Source organism: bacterium, assembly GCA_016700035.1.
Classification (GTDB): domain Bacteria; phylum Patescibacteriota; class Saccharimonadia; order CAILAD01.
Map to the genome: position 1 here is coordinate 801,472 of CP064998.1, position 18,583 is coordinate 820,054.

An 18,583-nucleotide genomic window follows, 5' to 3' on the forward strand; every position below is an offset into this window, starting at 1 on the left:
CGAATTATACCTGTTGAAAAGTTTTTTTGGAAGCTCGCCGAGCACCTAAGAGCATAAAAATACCGAGCCCCACAAAACTTGCCCACATCGCAATTAGCCCTAAAAATACTTGCACACTAGCATATGGTAAGCGGGCTAGCATCTGAACAATTTGTAATATCAGCTGTAAAAACCAATCACTAAAACTGGCAATAATACCAGCCGGGCCCCAAGGAAATATTCCAGCCACAGAAGCCAGAAAACTGAACAACATTGCCAGCGGTATAAGTGGCAGTACGATGCTATTGGCTAATGGTGCAATAATCGAAAAACTACCAAAAATATGAGCAATGAGAGGTGCCGTGGCAAGATGTGCCCCCAACGAAACAGCAAAAATCTCCCAAGCAATCCTATACCGCTTGGGGTTATGCGGTGTAAAAAGTGGAGCTAAAAATATCACACCAGCTAAAGCTAAAACTGATAACTGCCAAGATAAATCCCAGTATAAATAAGCTGGACTCCAGGCTGTCATCGTAAGCATTGTTACGGCCAGAGCAGTTGATGCAGATAGCCTACGATTTTGCGATCCTACCAGCAATACAAAACTACTCATCACGGCAGCTCGTAATACTGACGAAGTTGCCCCTGTCATCACCACAAAAAAGACAATTAAACCCAAGATCGGTAAAACCGTCTTAAGACGAAGACGTCCACCAAAAAAAGTCAGCACCAGGGCTGTAATAATTGTCAAATTAAAACCAGATACAGCTACAATATGAGTCAAGCCAGCCTGCCGTGTCGCCTCTTGTAGACTACCTGGCAACTGACTACTGCCGCCAAATAACAGGCCACTAGCAAAACTAGCCGACACTGGCGATAAAGCCTGAGTTAGGCCATTTTGCATCGTGCGCTTTATGCGGACTGGTAGTGGCGGAATTGTTGAAAGCGTCTCGACATCGGCATACCATACTTGAGCAGACGCTCGGCCTAGTGCTCGACCTAACTTACCTCGCACTTGCACTGTCTGCCCTTCAGTAAACTGCCCAGAGAGAGTTTTAACTTTTACCAGCTCTGAAAAATGATGATTGTCCCACCTCACATCGCCAATATAGAATTCATACAGCTTATCGTCATTCCAATGTGAGCCAGCCTGCACCACACCAGTGAGCTCAACTTTTTTACCAATTAAATCTCTTACGCCAAAGCTATCTTGTGCTGCAATATGCATCTGTCCACGTAATAAGCCGGCACATAAAAATAATATGAAAAATACTATATAGCCAATTTTTGACTTTACATATATTGCGCAAATACATACTCCGGCCAATAGCACGGCCCACAGCCAAAGTGAATAATTGGTGTAGAATTGCGTAGCCAAGCCAAGCCCCAAAAGCCAGGCCAAAACAGCCACCCAAATAAGTTTTGTTCGCTTCATATTTGGCTATCGTACGCCGTTGCTGAGCCCAAGCCAAGCTTGGAGCAGTTTTAGAGATCGCCGTTTGTCGCCCTAAGCAAGCGTGGGATAGCTTCGAGTGGATTAACCCCCACATCTGTTCCGCCAAAAAATCTTAAAGCTAACCACGCCATCAGAAAAAGCCACGCTACAATTACAAGTATGGCAAGTGGCCAAAACAACCAAGCTGGAATGCGACGGTATGGGTGCATGTCTTTTATATTTTAGCATGAGTGGTATAAATTAGCCTCTACAGATTGACTTTTAGTGATTTTTCAGGTTAAATAAGTAAGTTATTTACTCAAATTTACAAGCCAAGTACTTGATGTAAATCCTTATGCTTTATAATGAGTAAGTTAATATAAAGCTACTTACTTTTTTATAAAGAAGATACGTGGTGTAGCTCGCTGTAAGTAGTGTAATCGAAGTAACTTCTGGCGTGGGCCCATAGCTCAGTTGGTTAGAGCGACAGCCTTTTAAGCTGTGCGTCCTGGGTTCGAATCCCAGTGGGCCCTCCAATTAAAGGCCACCCTTCATGGGTGGTTTTTAATTGGAAAATTCTTTGATTTGAATCCAGTAGCCCAAAGAGCTGGGTTCGGCGTAGCAAAGACACGCGCAGGGGCTTGCTCCGAGCATGACTGCGGCAAAAAAGACGCTTGCGCCGCTATCCCAGTGGGCCCTCCAGTTTGACCTTATTACCCCCCAGCAGGAATACTGTAACTAAAGAGCCGCTACGGCTCTTTTTTTGTTATCATTAGGCCATGGTGTCCAAGACTAAAAAATTCAGTTCAAAACAGCTTTTGTTTCAAGAGGTATTTGTGGGTACGCTCGTTTATATAACAGTGCTTGGTTTTTTTAGTGACTATACTGACGTTGTTTATGTAAAGAGTTTTTCAACGATATTCTTTGCTAGTATTGTGCTAGAAATACTTACCTATCTGGCGTTTCAAGTAAAAGATCTTATTATAGCCTGGCTGAAAGACCGCACAGGAAGTTTGTATCGTATGCTCATGTTCTTTTGCGTGTGGCTTGTAATGTTCTTGTCTAAGTTTATCTTCATTTGGGTACTAGACTTTTTATTTGGTAACTATATAAAAATCAATGGTTTCTTCGGAATATTACTGGTAGTTTTATGCGTAACTATTATTCATAAGCTTGCATATAAAATCTTTATTAAGCTTGGATGAGTAGCAATATAGGATTCTGAGATAGTTTGGAGTCTACTGTTATACCGTCTGCAAAGTTGTTGTCTTGAGCATACACTTTGTGAGAGTCGGTAAATATTGCAAAAAGCCCAAAGCTAAGTACCGCAAATATAATACTTAGCTGAACTAGATGTTTTTTAGTATCTAGTGACAAGCTTACTAAGCATGATTATAGCGTGAGTGGTATAGAAGAATAATTAAGTAAAATAACTAATATTCTAATTGTTACGCGCCAATTTTATCGCGACGACGCTTGCCTTTGGCGCGCTCCACCACAAAATCTATCATTTTAGAGGCAATGTCCTCACCCGTCTGAGCCTCAATCCCTTCCAAACCTGGTGAGCTATTTACCTCTAGCACTAATGGCCCACGCCGAGACCGAATAAGATCTACTCCAGCAATCGAAAGACCCAGTGTTGAGGCAGCCTTGAGGGCAACATTTTGCTCTTTTTTAGAGAGCTCAACTGGCGTTGACTCGCCACCGCGGTGCAAATTTGACCGAAACTCACCTTCCTGGCCCTTGCGCATCATCGCACCAACAATCTTATCGCCCACTACAATCACTCGGATATCTGCACCATCAGCTTCTTCAATAAATTCTTGCAAAATAAAGTTGGCATTGATCGAGTTAAAGGCTTCAATTACCGACTTAGCAGCTTTTTTAGTTTCTGCTAGCACCACACCTTTACCTTGCGTAGATTCTAAAAGCTTTACTACCACTGGCGCACCACCAACCAGCTCTAGAAGCTCTGCGGCATCCGATGTTTGAGAAGCAAAAACAGTTTTTGGAATACCCACACCAGCGCGAGCCAAGAGTTGCATGGAACGCAACTTATCACGCGAGCGCACCAGGGCCAGTGAGCTCGTGGCGGTATAGGCTCGCATCATCTCAAACTGGCGCAATACAGCCGCTCCATAGTTGGTGTAACGGGCGGCAATACGTGGAACCACCGCCTCCACCTCATCTACCGAGCGACCCTCCCAGTGTACCGAAGGGTTGCGACTCTCAATTGCCATGTAGGCCTTGGTGTAATCAACCACCACCGGTGTATGACCCTTGGCATTTGCGGCCTCCACTAAGCGACGGGTTGAGTAATTTTTTCTACCGGCTGATAAAATAGCAATTTTCATGATTTGGTAATCTCCCCTCGGGATAATTCAACATTAACTAAATAATTTCCACGCAGTAATTTGCGTCCCAGAAGCATCGGTACCTTCTGACTCTGGCGATTTGTCAGAGTAAACTGAGTTTGATGATCCCGGCCTTGGATACGTACAATTGTACGTATCTTATAGCGATCTTGCCACTGTCCAGTTGAACTTTTTACCTGCACCGTCTCAAAATCACGACTCACGCACTCCACAAAATCCTCCGAATGGGTTCGGCCATCCACAAAATGCGGTACACGAAAGTGTAGCTCATCACCCCGCTTGGTGTGCTTAATATGAATACCCTCAGCGTGTAAGGCACCACTATATGCGCCAGTATCTGTCTTAGCAGATACACCCGTAATACCAAATTCTGGCAGGCCAACCACCTCAATTCTACCAATAACTTTTTTAGGCAGACTAGCTGATGCCTGGCGATGATAGCGCTTTGCCACCGTTCGGCGCAAATAGTTAACAAAACCAGGAATATTTTCTTCAATATAGGCACCGGTTACAATTTGTGAACCCTGATTGACCTCCAAGATTGCCTTGCGCCCGGTATTCTTATCAAGAATTACATCCACACCGGCCACTGATAAATTCATCACCTGCGCAGAACGAGTAGCTAATTCTAGCATTCTAGACGACACTTTGTTATGCGCAACAAGCTGGGCTGATCCGCCAGCTGAGGTGTTATTTAGATGACTTTTACCATCACCCACACGATGAATCACCATACCCGGCTCGCCACCATAAACTTGCACACGCCAATCGCCATCATTAGCAACATAATCTTGAATAAGCCAATCTACTGCACTACCTTGGGTTAGAGTACGCCCCGCTTGTGCAGTCTTGATTAAGTGATTATCCCGTCCTTTTTGCCCGATTGTAGACTTAATAATTGCTGGATAACTCACCCACTCACTCTTCAGTACAGCTTGAATATGTTTAGCTGGCGCATAAACCGTTCGCACCACCGGTATCCGCTCCGACCACAACTTCAGCGTAGTTACTAGCTTATTGGCAGCCCCCTTCTGCTCAACCGCCTCATCGATAAACGGCACACCCTTAGCGCGTAAATAAATTGCCAGTGCGGCAGCTACATCCGGCATACTCTCCCAGGCCTTAAAATAAACAAAGTCATAGCTAGCTGGATCTTTTTTGGTTTGCCAATCGAATACCAATGCCTTACGTTTATCAACCACAAAGACCAGATCTTCAAGTGCCATCACCTCGGCTTCAGCGAAATCAAAATTACCATATTTTTTTAAACGCGTAATAAAACCAGCGCCACGAGTTGATGTTAGGCTAGCTTCCCGCGTAAAGATAAACAAGATCTTCGGATTATTGAGGGCTGGCTTAACCACGTTGAGCTCCTTCTTCTGCTGCACGTTGCATGTACTCAAGTAGCACCTGCATTTTTTGTTCGGGGTCAGCACCCAACTGAATGGCTGGGGCCTCATTAATTTCTAAAATAATATGCTCACCGGTATTTTTATTAATCAATAAATCTAACCCACAAAACTGCTCTCGACCAACCAAGCGAGCCGCCTTCAGGCTATCCTCGCGTTGCTTCGGGGTTAGAACAGATGCGTCAAAAATACTAGCTTCGGCATTTTGCGAGGTATTATTTAAATGCGTATCTTCAGCAATCCTAGCTCGCTTCATCACCAGCTTGATCTCTCCACCTAATATAAGTACTCGATAATCAAACTCATTGGCAATAAATGGCTGTGCAATGAATGTCACGCTAGAGTGTTCAGCGAGTTTGGCTTTGAGTTCAGCGTAGCTGTGGATTAAGAAATTGTTATTACCACCAAAATCCTGAATACTTTTTAGTATAAAAGGATACGAATATGGTGGGTTTTTCCTAAAAAGCTTGCGCAACTCACGGGCCGAAGTTGAAATACCATCCGGCAGTGGCAAATTTTGGTTTACCATGAGGGCCTGCTGACCAATTTTAGACAGTGGTGTGAATCGCCCAACTTCTGGAGTAAAATATGAGATTTGACAATAATCTAGATATTTAGCTGCTACCAAAGCCTGCTGCTGACGCTTGTGAAATAGCTCAAAATACACCAAATCAAACTCCGCCAAATCCATACCAGTCATTGATTCAATAATTTTTAAGCTATTGTTTTTAAAGCAAATCTGTAAATCTTTCAAGGAACCTTGAAAAAGTTGCATGCCAAAGTCACCCGCTCGTTCGGCTAACGGGTTAAATAATAGCTTGTAGTAGCCAGTTTTGTGGCTCCTAAAGCTATAAAGAATTAGTACTTTATAGGGCTTTTTTGTAGTCATGCTTATAGTAACTTTAGAAGACCATAATTATACTATATTTTTATACTATTGTCCAGATTAAATAGCCCTAATTGAGCCAGGAATACTATTTCTTTTTCTTGCCCTTTTTACCTTTTTTATCATCATCTTCTTTTGTTTTTCGCTTCCAGACCGTAATTAAGATAAGCCAGCCAGTCATTGCAGTGAGTAGCCACAATCGGTTTTCAGCCGCTAGAGCAATGAGATTATATTCTTCCAGCACTTTAGTTGATATATCATGCGCCAAATAACTCTGCGTATAACCAATTAGGGTGGCGGCAGTTAAAAACGCCAGTACAAAACTTCGCAAGCCAAATCGCCCCCCCACTGAAGGCGTTTTTCCAAGCGATAAGCCAACCGTCACGACCAACAATACTACTAACTGCACAAAAGCTGCATCAATCGGACCATTAATGGACGAATCGAGCTGGCGAGCTAAAAAACCACCTAGCTGATCGGCCACAAAAAAACCCGCTAAAAGGGCCGTGGCAATTCGCTTAAGCCGGCCTTCACCAAATATAAAAGCCAGTAAAAAAAATATACCAATAACAGCAAAAACGTAAATATTTCCATCAATATTAAGTGGTCCAAACTGCATATGCTTAAGATTATACACCTCCCCAAACAAGCAAAGAAACTGGCTAATCTTTAAATCATTGCTTGCTTTTAATTTTCCAGACTGATACTATCTGGTACTAGCCACAGGTAAACACTGCACCTACCAGCCGAGAGAGGTCTTTAAGATGTCTGATTTTATGCCAGACTTGGAATTAGAAGAAGACTCAGATGCCGAAATTAAGCACCCGGTGAGCTACTACTACCAGATAGTTTGCTCGGACTCCCAGGCGCAAATTATCTTCACTCTATCAAAAGAGTTTGGTATTACAGCTATTGAAGACCCACATCTGGTAATACCCAGGCTCATCCAGTACTGCATCGCGATGTCTTTTTACAAAGATTTTGACTACGAGCCTGCTGGCTTTAAACTGGTGCTCAGACCAGAATACGCCAAGCTCATGCGGGTCAATGGATTTTTCCGTACACAATTCTTAGCCGATGCAACAGAAGCTGTCCGCTATGCGCTCAATCGTGATGTCTATTTCGCACCACTCGCACCAGAAGGCCTATGGCCAGATATTTTCTAGTCTTTTTGCACCTCACGCAGAAAGACTCTTTTATTTGAAAAAGCCTTTTTTCTTAGAAGCTTTTCGATATTCTTCCAAAGCCTGCTTCTGCTTATGAGAAAGCTTATGAGGTATTTCAACTAACACCTCTACCAAATGATCGCCATGTCGATGAGTACCAGGAATTGGCATACCTTTTCCGGTTAGTTTAAGGGTTTTACCAGGTTGAGTGCCAGCTGGAACTTTAATTGTAATTTCACCTTCCAACGTTTTTATATCTATCTCCGTACCCAGCGCCGCATCGACCATATCAATCTTTACTCGCGACACCAGACTAGCGCCGTGCCTCTCAAAGCCTTTAGGCTCACGCACATGAATTTCAACATACAGATCACCGCGTGATCCACCCTGCCCATGCTCCCCTTTGCCAGCCATACGAATTGATTGGCCATTATCAATACCGGCCGGTATTTTTACTTTAACCGTCTCGCTCTTTCGCTCACCTGTCGTTCGATCCATGACGCGCAAATTTAGCTCTCGTGTGGTGCCTTTTACCGCCTCATCAAAATCAATCGCTAACGCCACTTGCACATCTCGTGGTCGATTGCGCATACCACCAAAAATTTCAGAAAAAATATCACCAAAGCCACCAGCCCCCGAGAAATCGAACTGCACACCATCAAATCCTCCGCCAAACGGATTACCTCCAGCAAAGGGGTTGCCTCCTGGTCCACCAGCGTTGGCGGCACCAGCTGAATGGCCAAACTGGTCGTAAGCTGCCCGCTTCTGTTCATCCGAGAGAACTTCGTAAGCTTCTCCTGCTTCCTTAAACTTCTTCTCATCACCACCCTCACGGTCTGGATGATACTTGAGGGCAGCTTTCTTAAATGCCTTCTTTATATCATCTTGGCTAGCTCCTTTTTGGACACCCAAAATATCATAATAATCACGTTTGCTAGTCATTTTTTATCCTCACGCTTTTTAGGTTTTTTAGTGGGTTTACGCGCTGGTTCAATAGCTGGCTTTTCTGGTTGTGGCACCACCATGGTTGGCAACATGCTAGCCAGCCGAGAGCCTGTAAAAACTGATGGTGCGCTAGATTGCGATCTATGATGGTGCTCTGCATGGGGCTTGCTCTGTTCTGGGTGGTTAATCTTCTGCTCGGCTGGCTTGGCTTTTTTAGGTGCTGGGGCTAACACTTCTGCCGCGTGCCTAGAAGTAATAGTATAGCGCTTATCAGCCGTACGGGCCAAGGCAGCATTACTCACACCACGAAAACCAATGTATACCAGCTCAGCACCACGTCTTTTCGACTCTAATACTGCCGGCATTAGATCACCATCAGAGGAAAGCAAAACAAGCCGAACATTATCACCAGAAGCTCGAATCATATCGGTTGCAATAGTGACATCCACACCCTTCTCCACAAGCACCGGCTCGCGATGACCACATTCTACGCAGGGTTTGCCATCGCGCACCAAAAGATGCCCAGCTTCGATGTAATCTACTTTTTGCGATTCCAGTACTTTACGCCACGCTTCAGCATCAGCAGCATAGCGCTCGGTGCGCTCCTTTAGTTCTGGTGTTTTATCAATGATATGAATTTTTGAGGCATAATAGCTAATACTTGCAGTACGAATGCTTGGATCTTGCAAGATATTTTCAAATAACTTGCGAATATTTACACGAGAAAGCTCATCGCGATAGCGGATTAGCTTGCGTGACGCCAGCGAATCACGTAGTTGGTAGACAAAGTTTTCACCATCAATAAAAAAGATTGTTTTCATGATTTTTTCTTATCCTTTGGTTGATCTTTTAAGCCGATCCAGCCAGCTACACCAGCACCAACAAAAGCTAGTACCGCCATATCATACGGATGATAGCGCAAGTATGTCGCTGGACCCACGCAAGCAATAAACCCCTTCCCCTCATCGCGATTTGGCCACCACTGCCAGAAGAAATACACATCTTCCCAGCTATTTTGGTACGAGTTCACTTCTTCGCCACGAGCGCACTCTTGCGACAGCTTCTCACTCACGGTGGTGGTGGCAAAATACCCCGCCGTGAGGAGTAATACTATCGCAATGGTTAGTGCAGTAAGAGATTTCAAAAGCTATTTCTTCTCGTCGACGATTTCGCCTTCTTCAGCGTCATCAGACTTATCATCCGCTTTTTTGGCGTCTTTGTCAGCCTCAGTTGCTTCAGATCCTGCTTCTTCCTCTTGTTTGTACATCGCCTCACCAACTTTAGTGAGTTTGTCAGAGAGGTCTGAAGTGAGCTTTTTCAATTCTTCAATATCCGAATCAGACTCACCAAGCTTATCCTTGAGGGCTTTTACAGCTTCTTCCACAGTTTTCTTGGTTTCGTCGTCCACCTTGCCTTCGGCATCTTTTAAGGCTTTTTCGGCTGTATAAACCATTGTGTCGGCCTGGTTGCGAACTTCCACAGATTCCTTCTTTTTCTTATCTTCTTCGGCATGAGTTTCGGCATCAGCTTGCATTTTCTTAATCTCATCATCCGATAAGTTAGCTGAATTCTGAATGGTTATATTCTGCTCCTTACCCGTCGCCTTATCTTTCGCACTGACCGACACGATACCATTAGCATCAATCGAATAAGTTACCTCAATCTGTGGCACTCCGCGTGGAGCTGGCGGAATTCCATCTAAAATAAAGCGTCCAAGAACCTTGTTATCAGTTGCCATCTCACGCTCACCTTGCAAAACCACTACCTCAACTGAGTTTTGGTTATCGCTAGCGGTGGAGAAAACCTGAGTTTTACTGGTTGGAATGGTGGTATTGCGATCAATCAAGCGAGTCATAACCCCACCCATGGTTTCGATTCCGAGCGAAAGTGGAGTTACGTCCAGAAGGAGTACGTCTTTCACGTCGCCACCGAGTACGCCACCCTGAATAGCCGCACCGATAGCCACAACTTCATCAGGATTCACGCCCTGAAGTGGCTTCTTAGCGAAGAACTCTTCAACTTTTTTCTGCACCAATGGCATACGGGTCATACCGCCAACCAAAATTATTTCGTTGATATCTTCTTTTTTGAGGCCAGCATCTTTTAGAGCAGCCGCACATGGCTTTAGAGAATTTTCTACCAGCTCACCCACCAACTCCTCTAGCTTGGCACGCGTTAACGTAAGATTCATGTGCTTTGGCCCAGACGCATCAGCCGTAATAAATGGAATATTAATTTCTGATTCCTGAGTGGTGGACAGCTCTATCTTAGCTTTCTCAGCAGCTTCTTTTAGTCGCTGCATGGCTGCTTTATCAGATTTTAGATCAATCCCCTGATCTTTCTTAAACTCCTCCACCAACCAACTAATAATCGTATTATCGAAGTCATCACCACCAAGGTGTGTATCACCATTGGTCGATTTCACCTCAAATACACCATCGCCAAGCTCTAAAACCGATACGTCAAATGTTCCACCACCTAGGTCATAAACAACGATCTTCTCTTCTTTCTTCTTATCCAGGCCGTAAGCTAAGGCAGCGGCAGTTGGCTCGTTAATAATGCGTTTTACTTCCAGTCCAGCAATTTTACCGGCGTCTTTAGTAGCTTGGCGTTGGGCGTCGTTAAAGTAGGCCGGAACAGTAATTACTGCTTCGGTTACGGGCTGGCCCAAATACTTTTCAGCATCGGCTTTAAGCTTTGCGAGAATCATCGCCGAAACTTCTTCCGGAGTGTAATCTTTATCCCCCATCGCCACTTTTACATGCCCATCGGCTTTAACGATTTTATAAGGCATCAACTCCATATCACGCTTAATTTCAGCGTCATCAATCGTGCGTCCAATCAATCGCTTAACAGAAAAAATCGTATTATCAGGATTCATCACTGCCTGTCGCTTAGCCACCTGGCCGACCAATCGCTCACCATTCTTATTAACTGCCACAACCGATGGCGTGGTACGCGCACCTTCGATGTTTGTAATAACAGTCGGGTCGCTAGCCTCCATAACGGCCATTGCCGAGTTAGTTGTTCCTAGATCGATTCCAATTATCTTACTCATTATTTTTCTCCTTCTTTCATAGTAGTATCGTTAGCTTCTTGCGTTAACTTCTCACCAGGTGGGCTCTTGGCATCCTCGGTGTAATTATCTTGACCAGAGCTGACACGCACCGTGGCTGGTCGCACCACTTTCTCGGCAACCATATAGCCTGGCAGAGTGGTTTCTATAATGATTCCCTCGGGTTTTTCCGACTCAACATATTCTATTGCCTCATGTTCTGTTGGGTCGAACTGCTGACCGGTGGGGTCGAACTTTTGTACGCCCATTTCATCTAAAATTTGCTCCAATTGAGTACCAACATAGCTCATCCCCTGTGCCCAAGGATCATTCTGTAAGTGGTCTGGCAAGTGCGTAGCGGCTCGATCAAAGTTATCTAAAGCTGGTAAAAGATCTGATAATACCGAAAGCTTTGCCGCATTCATCAGCTCTCCTCGCTCGGTGGCAACGCGCTTTTTATAATTTTCAAAATCTGCCTGGACGCGCTGTAAGTCGGCAGTCAATTCAGCTACCTTATCGGGCTTAACCTTTTTAATCTTGGGTGCTGGTTTGGGAATTTTAGGCATTTAATACTTCCTCCAATGTTGTTCCTGTCAATGTTACTAAACTTGTTACCTTAGGATAATCCTGGCGAGTTGGCCCAACCACGCCAATGTAGCTACTGGCTGAGTATGGGCTTTCAAAGCGCGCTACCACCATTGCCATCCCACTGGTGCGAGCAAATGGGTTCTCCTGGCCAATAAATACCCCTAAATCGTCCTGAAAGCCAGTTGCTAAGAGCCACTCTGAGAGAGCATCCAGATATCGGGCGGCGGCGGCGGCTCGTAATTGCAGGGCAAATTCGGGCTGCGAGAATAGCTGATGTAAGCCATGATAGTAAACTGTATCCGATAAAGTAGCAAAGGCCATATTGCCGGTCATGTCTGACAAGGTCTCAGTGGCAATCTTAATTGCCCGATCAGCCCTATCTTTTAATGATGCGACTCGCTTCTCAACTGTCTGAACAGTGCGCTCCTTGGGCGCGTCAGCAGACAGGTGATTAACGTAATAACGATAACCTTTATCAGTTGGTACGCGACCAGCTGAAATGTGGGGCTGATAAATATAGTCAGCGCGCTCTAAGGCTACCATTTCAGCCCGAATTGTAGCTGAGCTAACATCGAAAACCTCACACAAGGCATGAGAGCTCACCGGCTCGGCACTGGCTGAATACTGGCGAACAATCTCCATTAAAACTGCGGCTTGACGTTTGGTTATCATAGTAAGTTTGGGCTAGGACAGATTGTAAATTTTAAGATGTAATACACCAAATAAGCTGTTGTCAGAAGGTAGCTAAGAGGTTTTTACTCCTTAAAAGCCAATCTGTCCGCTGCTGCACCCACATTAGCACTAGCAACATTAGAGTGCTAGTACTTCTATATTAGTCTTGTTGGCACTCGCATGTCAAGAGTGCTAATTAACCTTTTTAAAAGTTTTTAGTGTTCGAATAACTTGTTCATATCTAGCGCCAGTAAAATCCCCAATTGGTCGACCTGGATTACTCCGTACACCTGGAGCCAAAAGGTTAATTGTTACAAAAATTGGCTTTGTTCCCACCCCATCCAAACTAGTGCTATCAGCCACATCTGCAACAGCAATCTCTTTGCTAGCTAGCAAAATATCGGTTACATTTTCTCCTACCGTACCTGGCGCTCTTGTAAATAGCAATTTTGCTGATTGACCATTATCTAAATTGATATCACGTGATTCAACCACAATATTCCGCGTAGTTAAGGATTTTTCACTCAATGTAATAGAATAGACACCCCCGCCAGTACTTGGTTCTTGAATCATGCTAGCCTGCCCTACTCCACCCGCATTAAAGCTATTCACCTTCCACTCCGGATGATGCATGATGCTGGTTTGGCTCGACTGATAAATATATTCTGTTAGTTCTGTTAACTCTTCAGGAGCACGTGTTGGCGCCACCATGGCAGACCCAGAAGTTATTGGACTTACGCTGGGTGCCACATTCACACTACTAATCTGTGGTTTATACACAAAATATATTGCCCCGCCAACAATACATAGACTCAAAACTACCAGCACCAACACCACTAGCCTTGATTTGTCTTTCATTTTTTTCGTTTACTCTGTTTATTGGACCTGAATATTAGGTATACAAGTAAGCCGGTCGGGCCGAAAAATAATGTTAATAAATATGGTGCCAACATAACTCTATGGCGAATCTTATGCTTATGAGCATCTTGCTTCATCCAGGATGCGGCAACTAAATCAAATGCCATCAAGTGAGTCCAACCAAGTGCCATCACCCAAGGATCAGAAAAGAGTTCTGTGAGACCCAAAAATGAATAGTCTTCGAATGGAATCTGTGGAAAAACTAGAACAACCAATACAATATAAATTACCGCTATACAGGCTGGGAGTAGCATGCGATCAATAAGATTGTGCGTTATACGGGCATAGGGTAATAGTAGAATTAGCACCCAGCCCAGTAAGGTAGCTAGATTCACAAGGATAAATATGGACTCAGCATTCATACTGCTCATGCTACCATAATCAGCTTTTGTTGACGAATTCGGACAAAAATACTTGCAAAATTACGTATAAACTGGTATTATTGCCAATTCCCCTGGAAAACCTATGAATGTAGCAACATATGAACAACGAGCCAGTCTAGCTGCCCACCAGAAACGCGTGCGGGTGTTTAGTTCCCCATTGGGGCAAAAAATAGCTAGCTTCAAGCCTCACATCAAACACCTGCAGGCAGCTTTGATGATCCTATTCTATTTTGCGGCTTTTGGCTTTTTCTTTCAAACCAGCCAAGCAGAATTTGAAAAAAAATCTATGGGTTATCTAAAATCTGGTCAGGAAATCAAACAAACTAGCTCTACAGCAAAAGCTACCAACAAGCCAGTTAGTAAATCTAAGGCCACCGCTCAAACTATTTTCCAAAACCCATCACCCACACCGGCCCCAACTGAAGAAGCTAAAGCTTCTGCCGGACTTCCTCCTTACAATACTGAAGACGAGTCCGCCCCATCGATCGCACAGCAGTTTACTTCGAGTGGCTACGCATACGGACACTGCACTTACTACGTAGCCAAGCGCCGACCAATTCCGCAAAACTGGGGTAATGCCCGCGACTGGCTAGGACGAGCTAAAGTAGCTGGATTTATGACTGGTGTTAATGCCAGACCTGGCGCTATTGCCCAAACCACATCTGGGCGCTGGGGTCATGTAGCCTATGTCGAAAAAGTTGAAGCTGGACGAGTTTACGTCTCGGAATATAATTATGTGGGCTGGAACCGATTAAGTTATCGTTGGGCCAACGAATCTGAATTCAAATATATTTACTAATTATATATTTTATTGTATAATACAATAACCCAATCGAGACACCAGGAGGAGAATTGGGGCACAGGCAGAAAGGCAAAGGCAACAAACGCAAAAAATCCTGGCACCGAGGAGGTGTTGAAGCCAAGAGTTATTGGCGAGCTACAAGTCGGCTTAAGCGAGCTAGAGTCGACGTAGAAGTGGATTACACTCAAGCCACACCCACGCCACTCAATTCGCACAGTCGTAAAAATCAACGCTAGCTAGTTGCTGCGCCGACTTAAATAAATACAGTCACTCATGACCCCTAACTACGGTTGGGGGATTTTTTCTACTAATGCACTACTATTTGGCCACGTACTAGGTATTTCTCCAGCCGTAGCCTGATCGATAATAGTTAGATAGCTTGTCTTCCACCCTTCAAATGCCTGCATAGCACGATCGGTATTCTCGCGCACATAACCGTAATACATCAAACCAATCGCTAGCAATAATACAACTTTTAAACGCATAGTTTTTTCGCCTTAAAAGGCTACTATGCTAGCTTGAGAATTTTCATGTCAAGGATAAGCAAGATTATCCACGCCTAATTAGGTCCATAAACACACTCGAAGGAATCGATACCTTACCAATTTGTTTCATACGCGCCTTGCCTTTTTTCTGCTTCTGCAGAAGCTTCTTTTTACGACTGACATCACCACCGTATAATTTTGCAGTCACATCTTTGCGTAGCGCCTTAATAGTCTCGCGGGCGATAAACTTTGAACCAATCGCAGCTTGCACGGCAACTTCAAAGTTTTGTCGCGGAATCAAATCCTTAAGCTTTTCACACAACGCGCGACCATAATTATCAGCCTTCGAGCGAGCCACAATCGCACCTAAAGAATCTACTCTTTCACCCGCGAGCAGGATATCGACCCGTACTAAATCACCAACTTCGTACCGATCCCAATCATAAGTTAATGACGCAAAACCAGATGATTGACTCTTTAAGGCGTCATAAAAGTCAGTAATAATCTCCGCCAATGGTGCTTCAAAACCCACCACTGCCCGAGTTTGATCAAGATATTCGAGCTTTGTCTGCTTGCCACGAGCTTCGATAATTAGACCCAAAACAGCTCCGATATACTCTGACGGCGTAACAATTTCACCGCGCACCCATGGCTCCGCGATAGTAGCAATTTGCGATTGATCTGGCAGTGCGCTAGCCTGTTCAATCATGTCTTTCTCACTATTTGTGCGCTCTACTTCATAACTAACACTCGGGCTAGTAACAATAAGGTCAAGGTCAAACTCTCGCTCTAAACGCTCTTTAATGATCTCCAGGTGCAAAAGACCCAAAAAACCAATCCGCACACCAAACCCCAAAGCTGCCGAAGTTTCTGCCGTAAATGAAAGCGAGGCATCATTTAGGGCAAGCTTTTCTAAAGAGTCTTTTAGCTTTGGATATTCCTCTTGGCTGGTGGGGTAAAAACTGGCAAAAATCAGAGGCTGAACTTTTTTATAGCCTGGCAGTGGTGTAGTCGCCGGATGAGCCGTTAGTGTAACCGTATCACCAACACGTGCAAACTGAACCGACTTAATATTGGTCGTAATAAAGCCAATTTGGCCCGACTCCAACCTATCATCTTCGGATCGTAATGGCGTGAGATGGCCAACCTCCAGCGCTAAAGATTCGCTGCCCGACTGCATTAGAGTAATCTCAGCATTTTTTGATATTGAACCACTCATCAGGCGAACGTATAGAATCACGCCACGATAGCCATCAAAAATGGAGTCAAAAATTAGGGCCCGAGTTGGTCCGCTATCCACCTCTGAAGCTGGTACTTCAGCCACAATCCGATCTAACAATTCCGGTACACCCTCACCAGTTTTGGCCGAAATCTTACCAATGCTAACTGGATCAACCCCCAAGAGATTACCAATCTCCTTAGCAACCCGTTCGGGTTCAGCTGCTGGTAAATCTATTTTATTCATAACCGGAATAATAGTTAGGCCAGCCTCAATTGCCATATAAACGTTAGCTAAAGTTTGAGCCTGAATCCCCTGACTGGCATCCACCACCAAAATTGCCCCCTCCACTGCCTCTAAGGAGCGACTCACCTCATAACTAAAATCAACATGGCCAGGTGTATCAATAAGATTGAGCTCATGATCCTGCCACTGCATACGGGCCGGCTGTAACTTAATGGTTATGCCCTTTTCACGCTCCAGCTCCATCGTGTCGAGTAGCTGAGCTTTCATATCACGCTCCGCTACAGCACCAGTAATCTCTAAAAGCCGATCGGCTAGAGTCGATTTACCGTGATCAATATGGGCAATAATACAAAAATTTCTGATTCGTGATGACATCTTTTACTTCCCCCTTATGCTCCAATATGCTTTCTTAATCGCTTACGATAACGAGATTTTACTAACCTCAGCACCATATCGGCCTCTTTAACGCGTAATAGTTTTGTAGCAAAGAAATAAACAAAAACACCAACCGTACAAATAAAGGCAAACTTTGGCCCCAGAGTACGCCAACCAACATCTCCGCGCAATAGCGGGAACAGCGATACAATCATCATATACATCACCGAAGCCATTACTAGCGTGGCTAAACTTGTGCGTACGGCCGTACGTAAAATACTCCGCCCACCATAGGGTCCGATCTTTCGGCGCAGTAAAAACATAAGAATAATTAACTCAATACTTGTCACTAAAGAAAGTGCCATCGCAAGCCCCGGCGTGCCAAACATCCGAGCAAATAAATAGCTCAGCGGGATATTAATAAACAATGTAAAAATACTGGTAAAAAGTGGTGTCTTGGTGTCTTCTAGGGCGTAGAAAATTCTTGCCACCACAAAAAATAAACTTTGCGCCACAATTACGCCCGCAAACCAACCCAAGGTATCAGCTGTGGTTTGATCACCAAAGCCCAGCAGCAAGCGCACAATATATCCTCGCATTACCACCGTAACAGCCATTGATGGAACAATTAAAAATAATACGAGCGATAAGGTACGAACTATTTCGTTTGGTAAGCGATGTTTATCTTTTGATTTGGAGGCTCTAATAAGCGTCGGGAAGACTGCCGTTGCAATTGCTCCACCAAATAAACCGAGTGGAACATTTTTTAAATTATTTGCAAAATAATAGCTCGATAATGATCCAGCAGCTAGCTGTGACCCAATTGCCGTTTCAACAATAGTATTGACTTGTTCAATACCCAAGTCTAGTGAGCGGGGTACCATCAATTTTAAGACACGAATAACAGCCGGGTGCCAAAATTTAATACTAAAAGAATAGCGAAAACCAAGCCCCACCAGGCCAAATGACTGCATAATTGCCTGCAAGGCAGTGCCTGCTACTACACCCCAGGCCACCCCATAAATCGGCTGGGCAAATAGTGGTTCCAGAAATAGGATACCAAAGATAATGCCGATATTGTAAAACACGCTAGCTAGAGCAAACAGTACAAAGCGCTGGAAGGCTTGCTGAATAGCGCCAAAAATCGCTGAGATTGCAAAAAATAATGGTGTAATTAATAAAATTCGAGTCAGATGAACGGTTAATTCCATCCGCTCAGCGTCAAAGCCAGGAGCAATCAACTTCACCAAAGGCTCTGCAAAAATAAAAGAAAACACTCCAAATACCGCCGTAACAAGTACTAATAAGTTTAGAAGGGTGCTAGCTACTTCCCAAGCTTCATCAACTTTTTTACGCTCTAAGAAGCCAACAAAAACCGGTATAAAAGAAACTGCAAAAGCGCCCGATACCAAGAGAGTAAAAAGTAGATCTGGAATGCGAAAAGCCGCTGCATAAGCATCAGCTTGTGGTGACAAGCCAAAGTTAGACGCCAAGAGTCGATCTCGCACGAGTCCCAGTAGTCGGCTCAATAAATAAGATAGCGAAATTAAAGCAGCCGCCATTGAGATAGACCGGCGCTTATTAATTTTGGATAAAATTGATCGGACTGAGCGTTTCATCATAAAATAACTTTTTGGTTTTAATA

Annotated in this window: 21 protein-coding genes and 1 tRNA gene; 5 read left to right on the forward strand and 17 right to left on the reverse strand. The window is 44.3% G+C overall.

The window, feature by feature from the left end:
- Window positions 1-4: 4 nt before the first annotated feature.
- Entirely contained in the window at window positions 5-1,414 is a 1,410-nt protein-coding gene (locus IPM44_04055) for a ComEC/Rec2 family competence protein (GenBank protein QQS26859.1), read from the reverse strand.
- Window positions 1,415-1,464: 50 nt separating this feature from the next.
- Window positions 1,465-1,644: a hypothetical protein gene (locus tag IPM44_04060; protein QQS26860.1), complete on the reverse strand. Its 180-nt coding sequence runs from the start codon at window positions 1,642-1,644 to the stop codon at window positions 1,465-1,467.
- 229 nt (window positions 1,645-1,873) lie between these two features.
- On the opposite strand from IPM44_04060, the gene IPM44_04065 reads away from it, so the two are divergent.
- Window positions 1,874-1,950, forward strand: a tRNA-Lys gene (locus IPM44_04065).
- A gap of 300 nt (window positions 1,951-2,250) precedes the next feature.
- Complete coding sequence (locus IPM44_04070) at window positions 2,251-2,619, forward strand: hypothetical protein (protein ID QQS26861.1); 369 nt, start codon at window positions 2,251-2,253, stop codon at window positions 2,617-2,619.
- Between the two features lie 243 nt (window positions 2,620-2,862).
- On the opposite strand, the gene rimK is transcribed toward IPM44_04070, so the two are convergent.
- The 4 genes from rimK to IPM44_04090 form a co-directional block, all read right to left on the reverse strand.
- On the reverse strand, window positions 2,863-3,768 hold the full coding sequence (rimK, locus tag IPM44_04075; GenBank protein ID QQS26862.1) for a 30S ribosomal protein S6--L-glutamate ligase: 906 nt from the start codon (window positions 3,766-3,768) through the stop codon (window positions 2,863-2,865).
- Entirely contained in the window at window positions 3,765-5,177 is a 1,413-nt protein-coding gene (locus tag IPM44_04080; protein ID QQS26863.1) for an ATP-dependent zinc protease, read from the reverse strand. Before IPM44_04080 ends, rimK begins: the two co-directional genes overlap by 4 nt.
- Window positions 5,146-6,087 carry a hypothetical protein gene (locus IPM44_04085; GenBank protein ID QQS26864.1) on the reverse strand — a complete coding sequence of 314 codons (942 nt, stop codon included), beginning with the start codon at window positions 6,085-6,087 and terminating at the stop codon, window positions 5,146-5,148. The genes IPM44_04080 and IPM44_04085 overlap by 32 nt, the downstream gene beginning before the upstream one ends.
- A gap of 85 nt (window positions 6,088-6,172) precedes the next feature.
- Window positions 6,173-6,703 carry a hypothetical protein gene (locus IPM44_04090; protein QQS26865.1) on the reverse strand — a complete coding sequence of 177 codons (531 nt, stop codon included), beginning with the start codon at window positions 6,701-6,703 and terminating at the stop codon, window positions 6,173-6,175.
- A gap of 145 nt (window positions 6,704-6,848) precedes the next feature.
- Here IPM44_04090 and IPM44_04095 point away from each other — a divergent pair, with 145 nt between their 5' ends.
- A complete protein-coding gene (locus IPM44_04095; GenBank protein ID QQS26866.1) occupies window positions 6,849-7,250 on the forward strand; it encodes a hypothetical protein in 402 nt (133 codons plus the stop codon).
- Window positions 7,251-7,280: 30 nt separating this feature from the next.
- Here the strand turns inward: IPM44_04095 and IPM44_04100 are convergent, their stop codons facing one another.
- From IPM44_04100 to IPM44_04135, 8 genes are all read right to left on the reverse strand, one after another.
- Window positions 7,281-8,192 carry a DnaJ domain-containing protein gene (locus IPM44_04100; protein ID QQS26867.1) on the reverse strand — a complete coding sequence of 304 codons (912 nt, stop codon included), beginning with the start codon at window positions 8,190-8,192 and terminating at the stop codon, window positions 7,281-7,283.
- On the reverse strand, window positions 8,189-9,016 hold the full coding sequence (locus IPM44_04105; GenBank protein QQS26868.1) for an NYN domain-containing protein: 828 nt from the start codon (window positions 9,014-9,016) through the stop codon (window positions 8,189-8,191). Before IPM44_04105 ends, IPM44_04100 begins: the two co-directional genes overlap by 4 nt.
- Window positions 9,013-9,339: a hypothetical protein gene (locus IPM44_04110; GenBank protein QQS26869.1), complete on the reverse strand. Its 327-nt coding sequence runs from the start codon at window positions 9,337-9,339 to the stop codon at window positions 9,013-9,015. Before IPM44_04110 ends, IPM44_04105 begins: the two co-directional genes overlap by 4 nt.
- A 3-nt stretch (window positions 9,340-9,342) precedes the next feature.
- Entirely contained in the window at window positions 9,343-11,253 is a 1,911-nt protein-coding gene (gene dnaK, locus IPM44_04115; protein QQS26870.1) for a molecular chaperone DnaK, read from the reverse strand.
- Entirely contained in the window at window positions 11,253-11,816 is a 564-nt protein-coding gene (locus IPM44_04120) for a nucleotide exchange factor GrpE (GenBank protein ID QQS26871.1), read from the reverse strand. The genes dnaK and IPM44_04120 overlap by 1 nt, the downstream gene beginning before the upstream one ends.
- Entirely contained in the window at window positions 11,809-12,510 is a 702-nt protein-coding gene (locus IPM44_04125) for a transcriptional regulator (protein QQS26872.1), read from the reverse strand. Before IPM44_04125 ends, IPM44_04120 begins: the two co-directional genes overlap by 8 nt.
- 192 nt (window positions 12,511-12,702) lie before the next feature.
- A complete protein-coding gene (locus IPM44_04130; protein QQS26873.1) occupies window positions 12,703-13,368 on the reverse strand; it encodes a hypothetical protein in 666 nt (221 codons plus the stop codon).
- Window positions 13,365-13,790: a DUF4281 domain-containing protein gene (locus IPM44_04135; GenBank protein ID QQS26874.1), complete on the reverse strand. Its 426-nt coding sequence runs from the start codon at window positions 13,788-13,790 to the stop codon at window positions 13,365-13,367. The genes IPM44_04130 and IPM44_04135 overlap by 4 nt, the downstream gene beginning before the upstream one ends.
- A 103-nt stretch (window positions 13,791-13,893) precedes the next feature.
- On the opposite strand from IPM44_04135, the gene IPM44_04140 reads away from it, so the two are divergent.
- Together IPM44_04140 and IPM44_04145 are read left to right on the forward strand one after the other, a co-directional pair.
- Window positions 13,894-14,610 carry a CHAP domain-containing protein gene (locus IPM44_04140; protein ID QQS26875.1) on the forward strand — a complete coding sequence of 239 codons (717 nt, stop codon included), beginning with the start codon at window positions 13,894-13,896 and terminating at the stop codon, window positions 14,608-14,610.
- 53 nt (window positions 14,611-14,663) lie between these two features.
- Window positions 14,664-14,849: a hypothetical protein gene (locus IPM44_04145; protein QQS26876.1), complete on the forward strand. Its 186-nt coding sequence runs from the start codon at window positions 14,664-14,666 to the stop codon at window positions 14,847-14,849.
- A gap of 48 nt (window positions 14,850-14,897) precedes the next feature.
- Here the strand turns inward: IPM44_04145 and IPM44_04150 are convergent, their stop codons facing one another.
- The 3 genes from IPM44_04150 to murJ all read right to left on the reverse strand — a co-directional run bounded on the left by IPM44_04150 (window position 14,898) and on the right by murJ (window position 18,560).
- The gene (locus tag IPM44_04150; protein ID QQS26877.1) at window positions 14,898-15,098 is read right to left on the reverse strand and encodes a hypothetical protein; all 201 of its coding nucleotides are present in this window, start codon (window positions 15,096-15,098) and stop codon (window positions 14,898-14,900) included.
- 64 nt (window positions 15,099-15,162) lie between these two features.
- A complete protein-coding gene (gene lepA, locus IPM44_04155; protein ID QQS26878.1) occupies window positions 15,163-16,938 on the reverse strand; it encodes an elongation factor 4 in 1,776 nt (591 codons plus the stop codon).
- A 14-nt stretch (window positions 16,939-16,952) separates the two neighbouring features.
- Window positions 16,953-18,560 (reverse strand): murein biosynthesis integral membrane protein MurJ, encoded by a 1,608-nt coding sequence (murJ, locus tag IPM44_04160; GenBank protein ID QQS26879.1) that lies wholly within the window; start codon window positions 18,558-18,560, stop codon window positions 16,953-16,955.
- Window positions 18,561-18,583 lie beyond the last annotated feature (23 nt).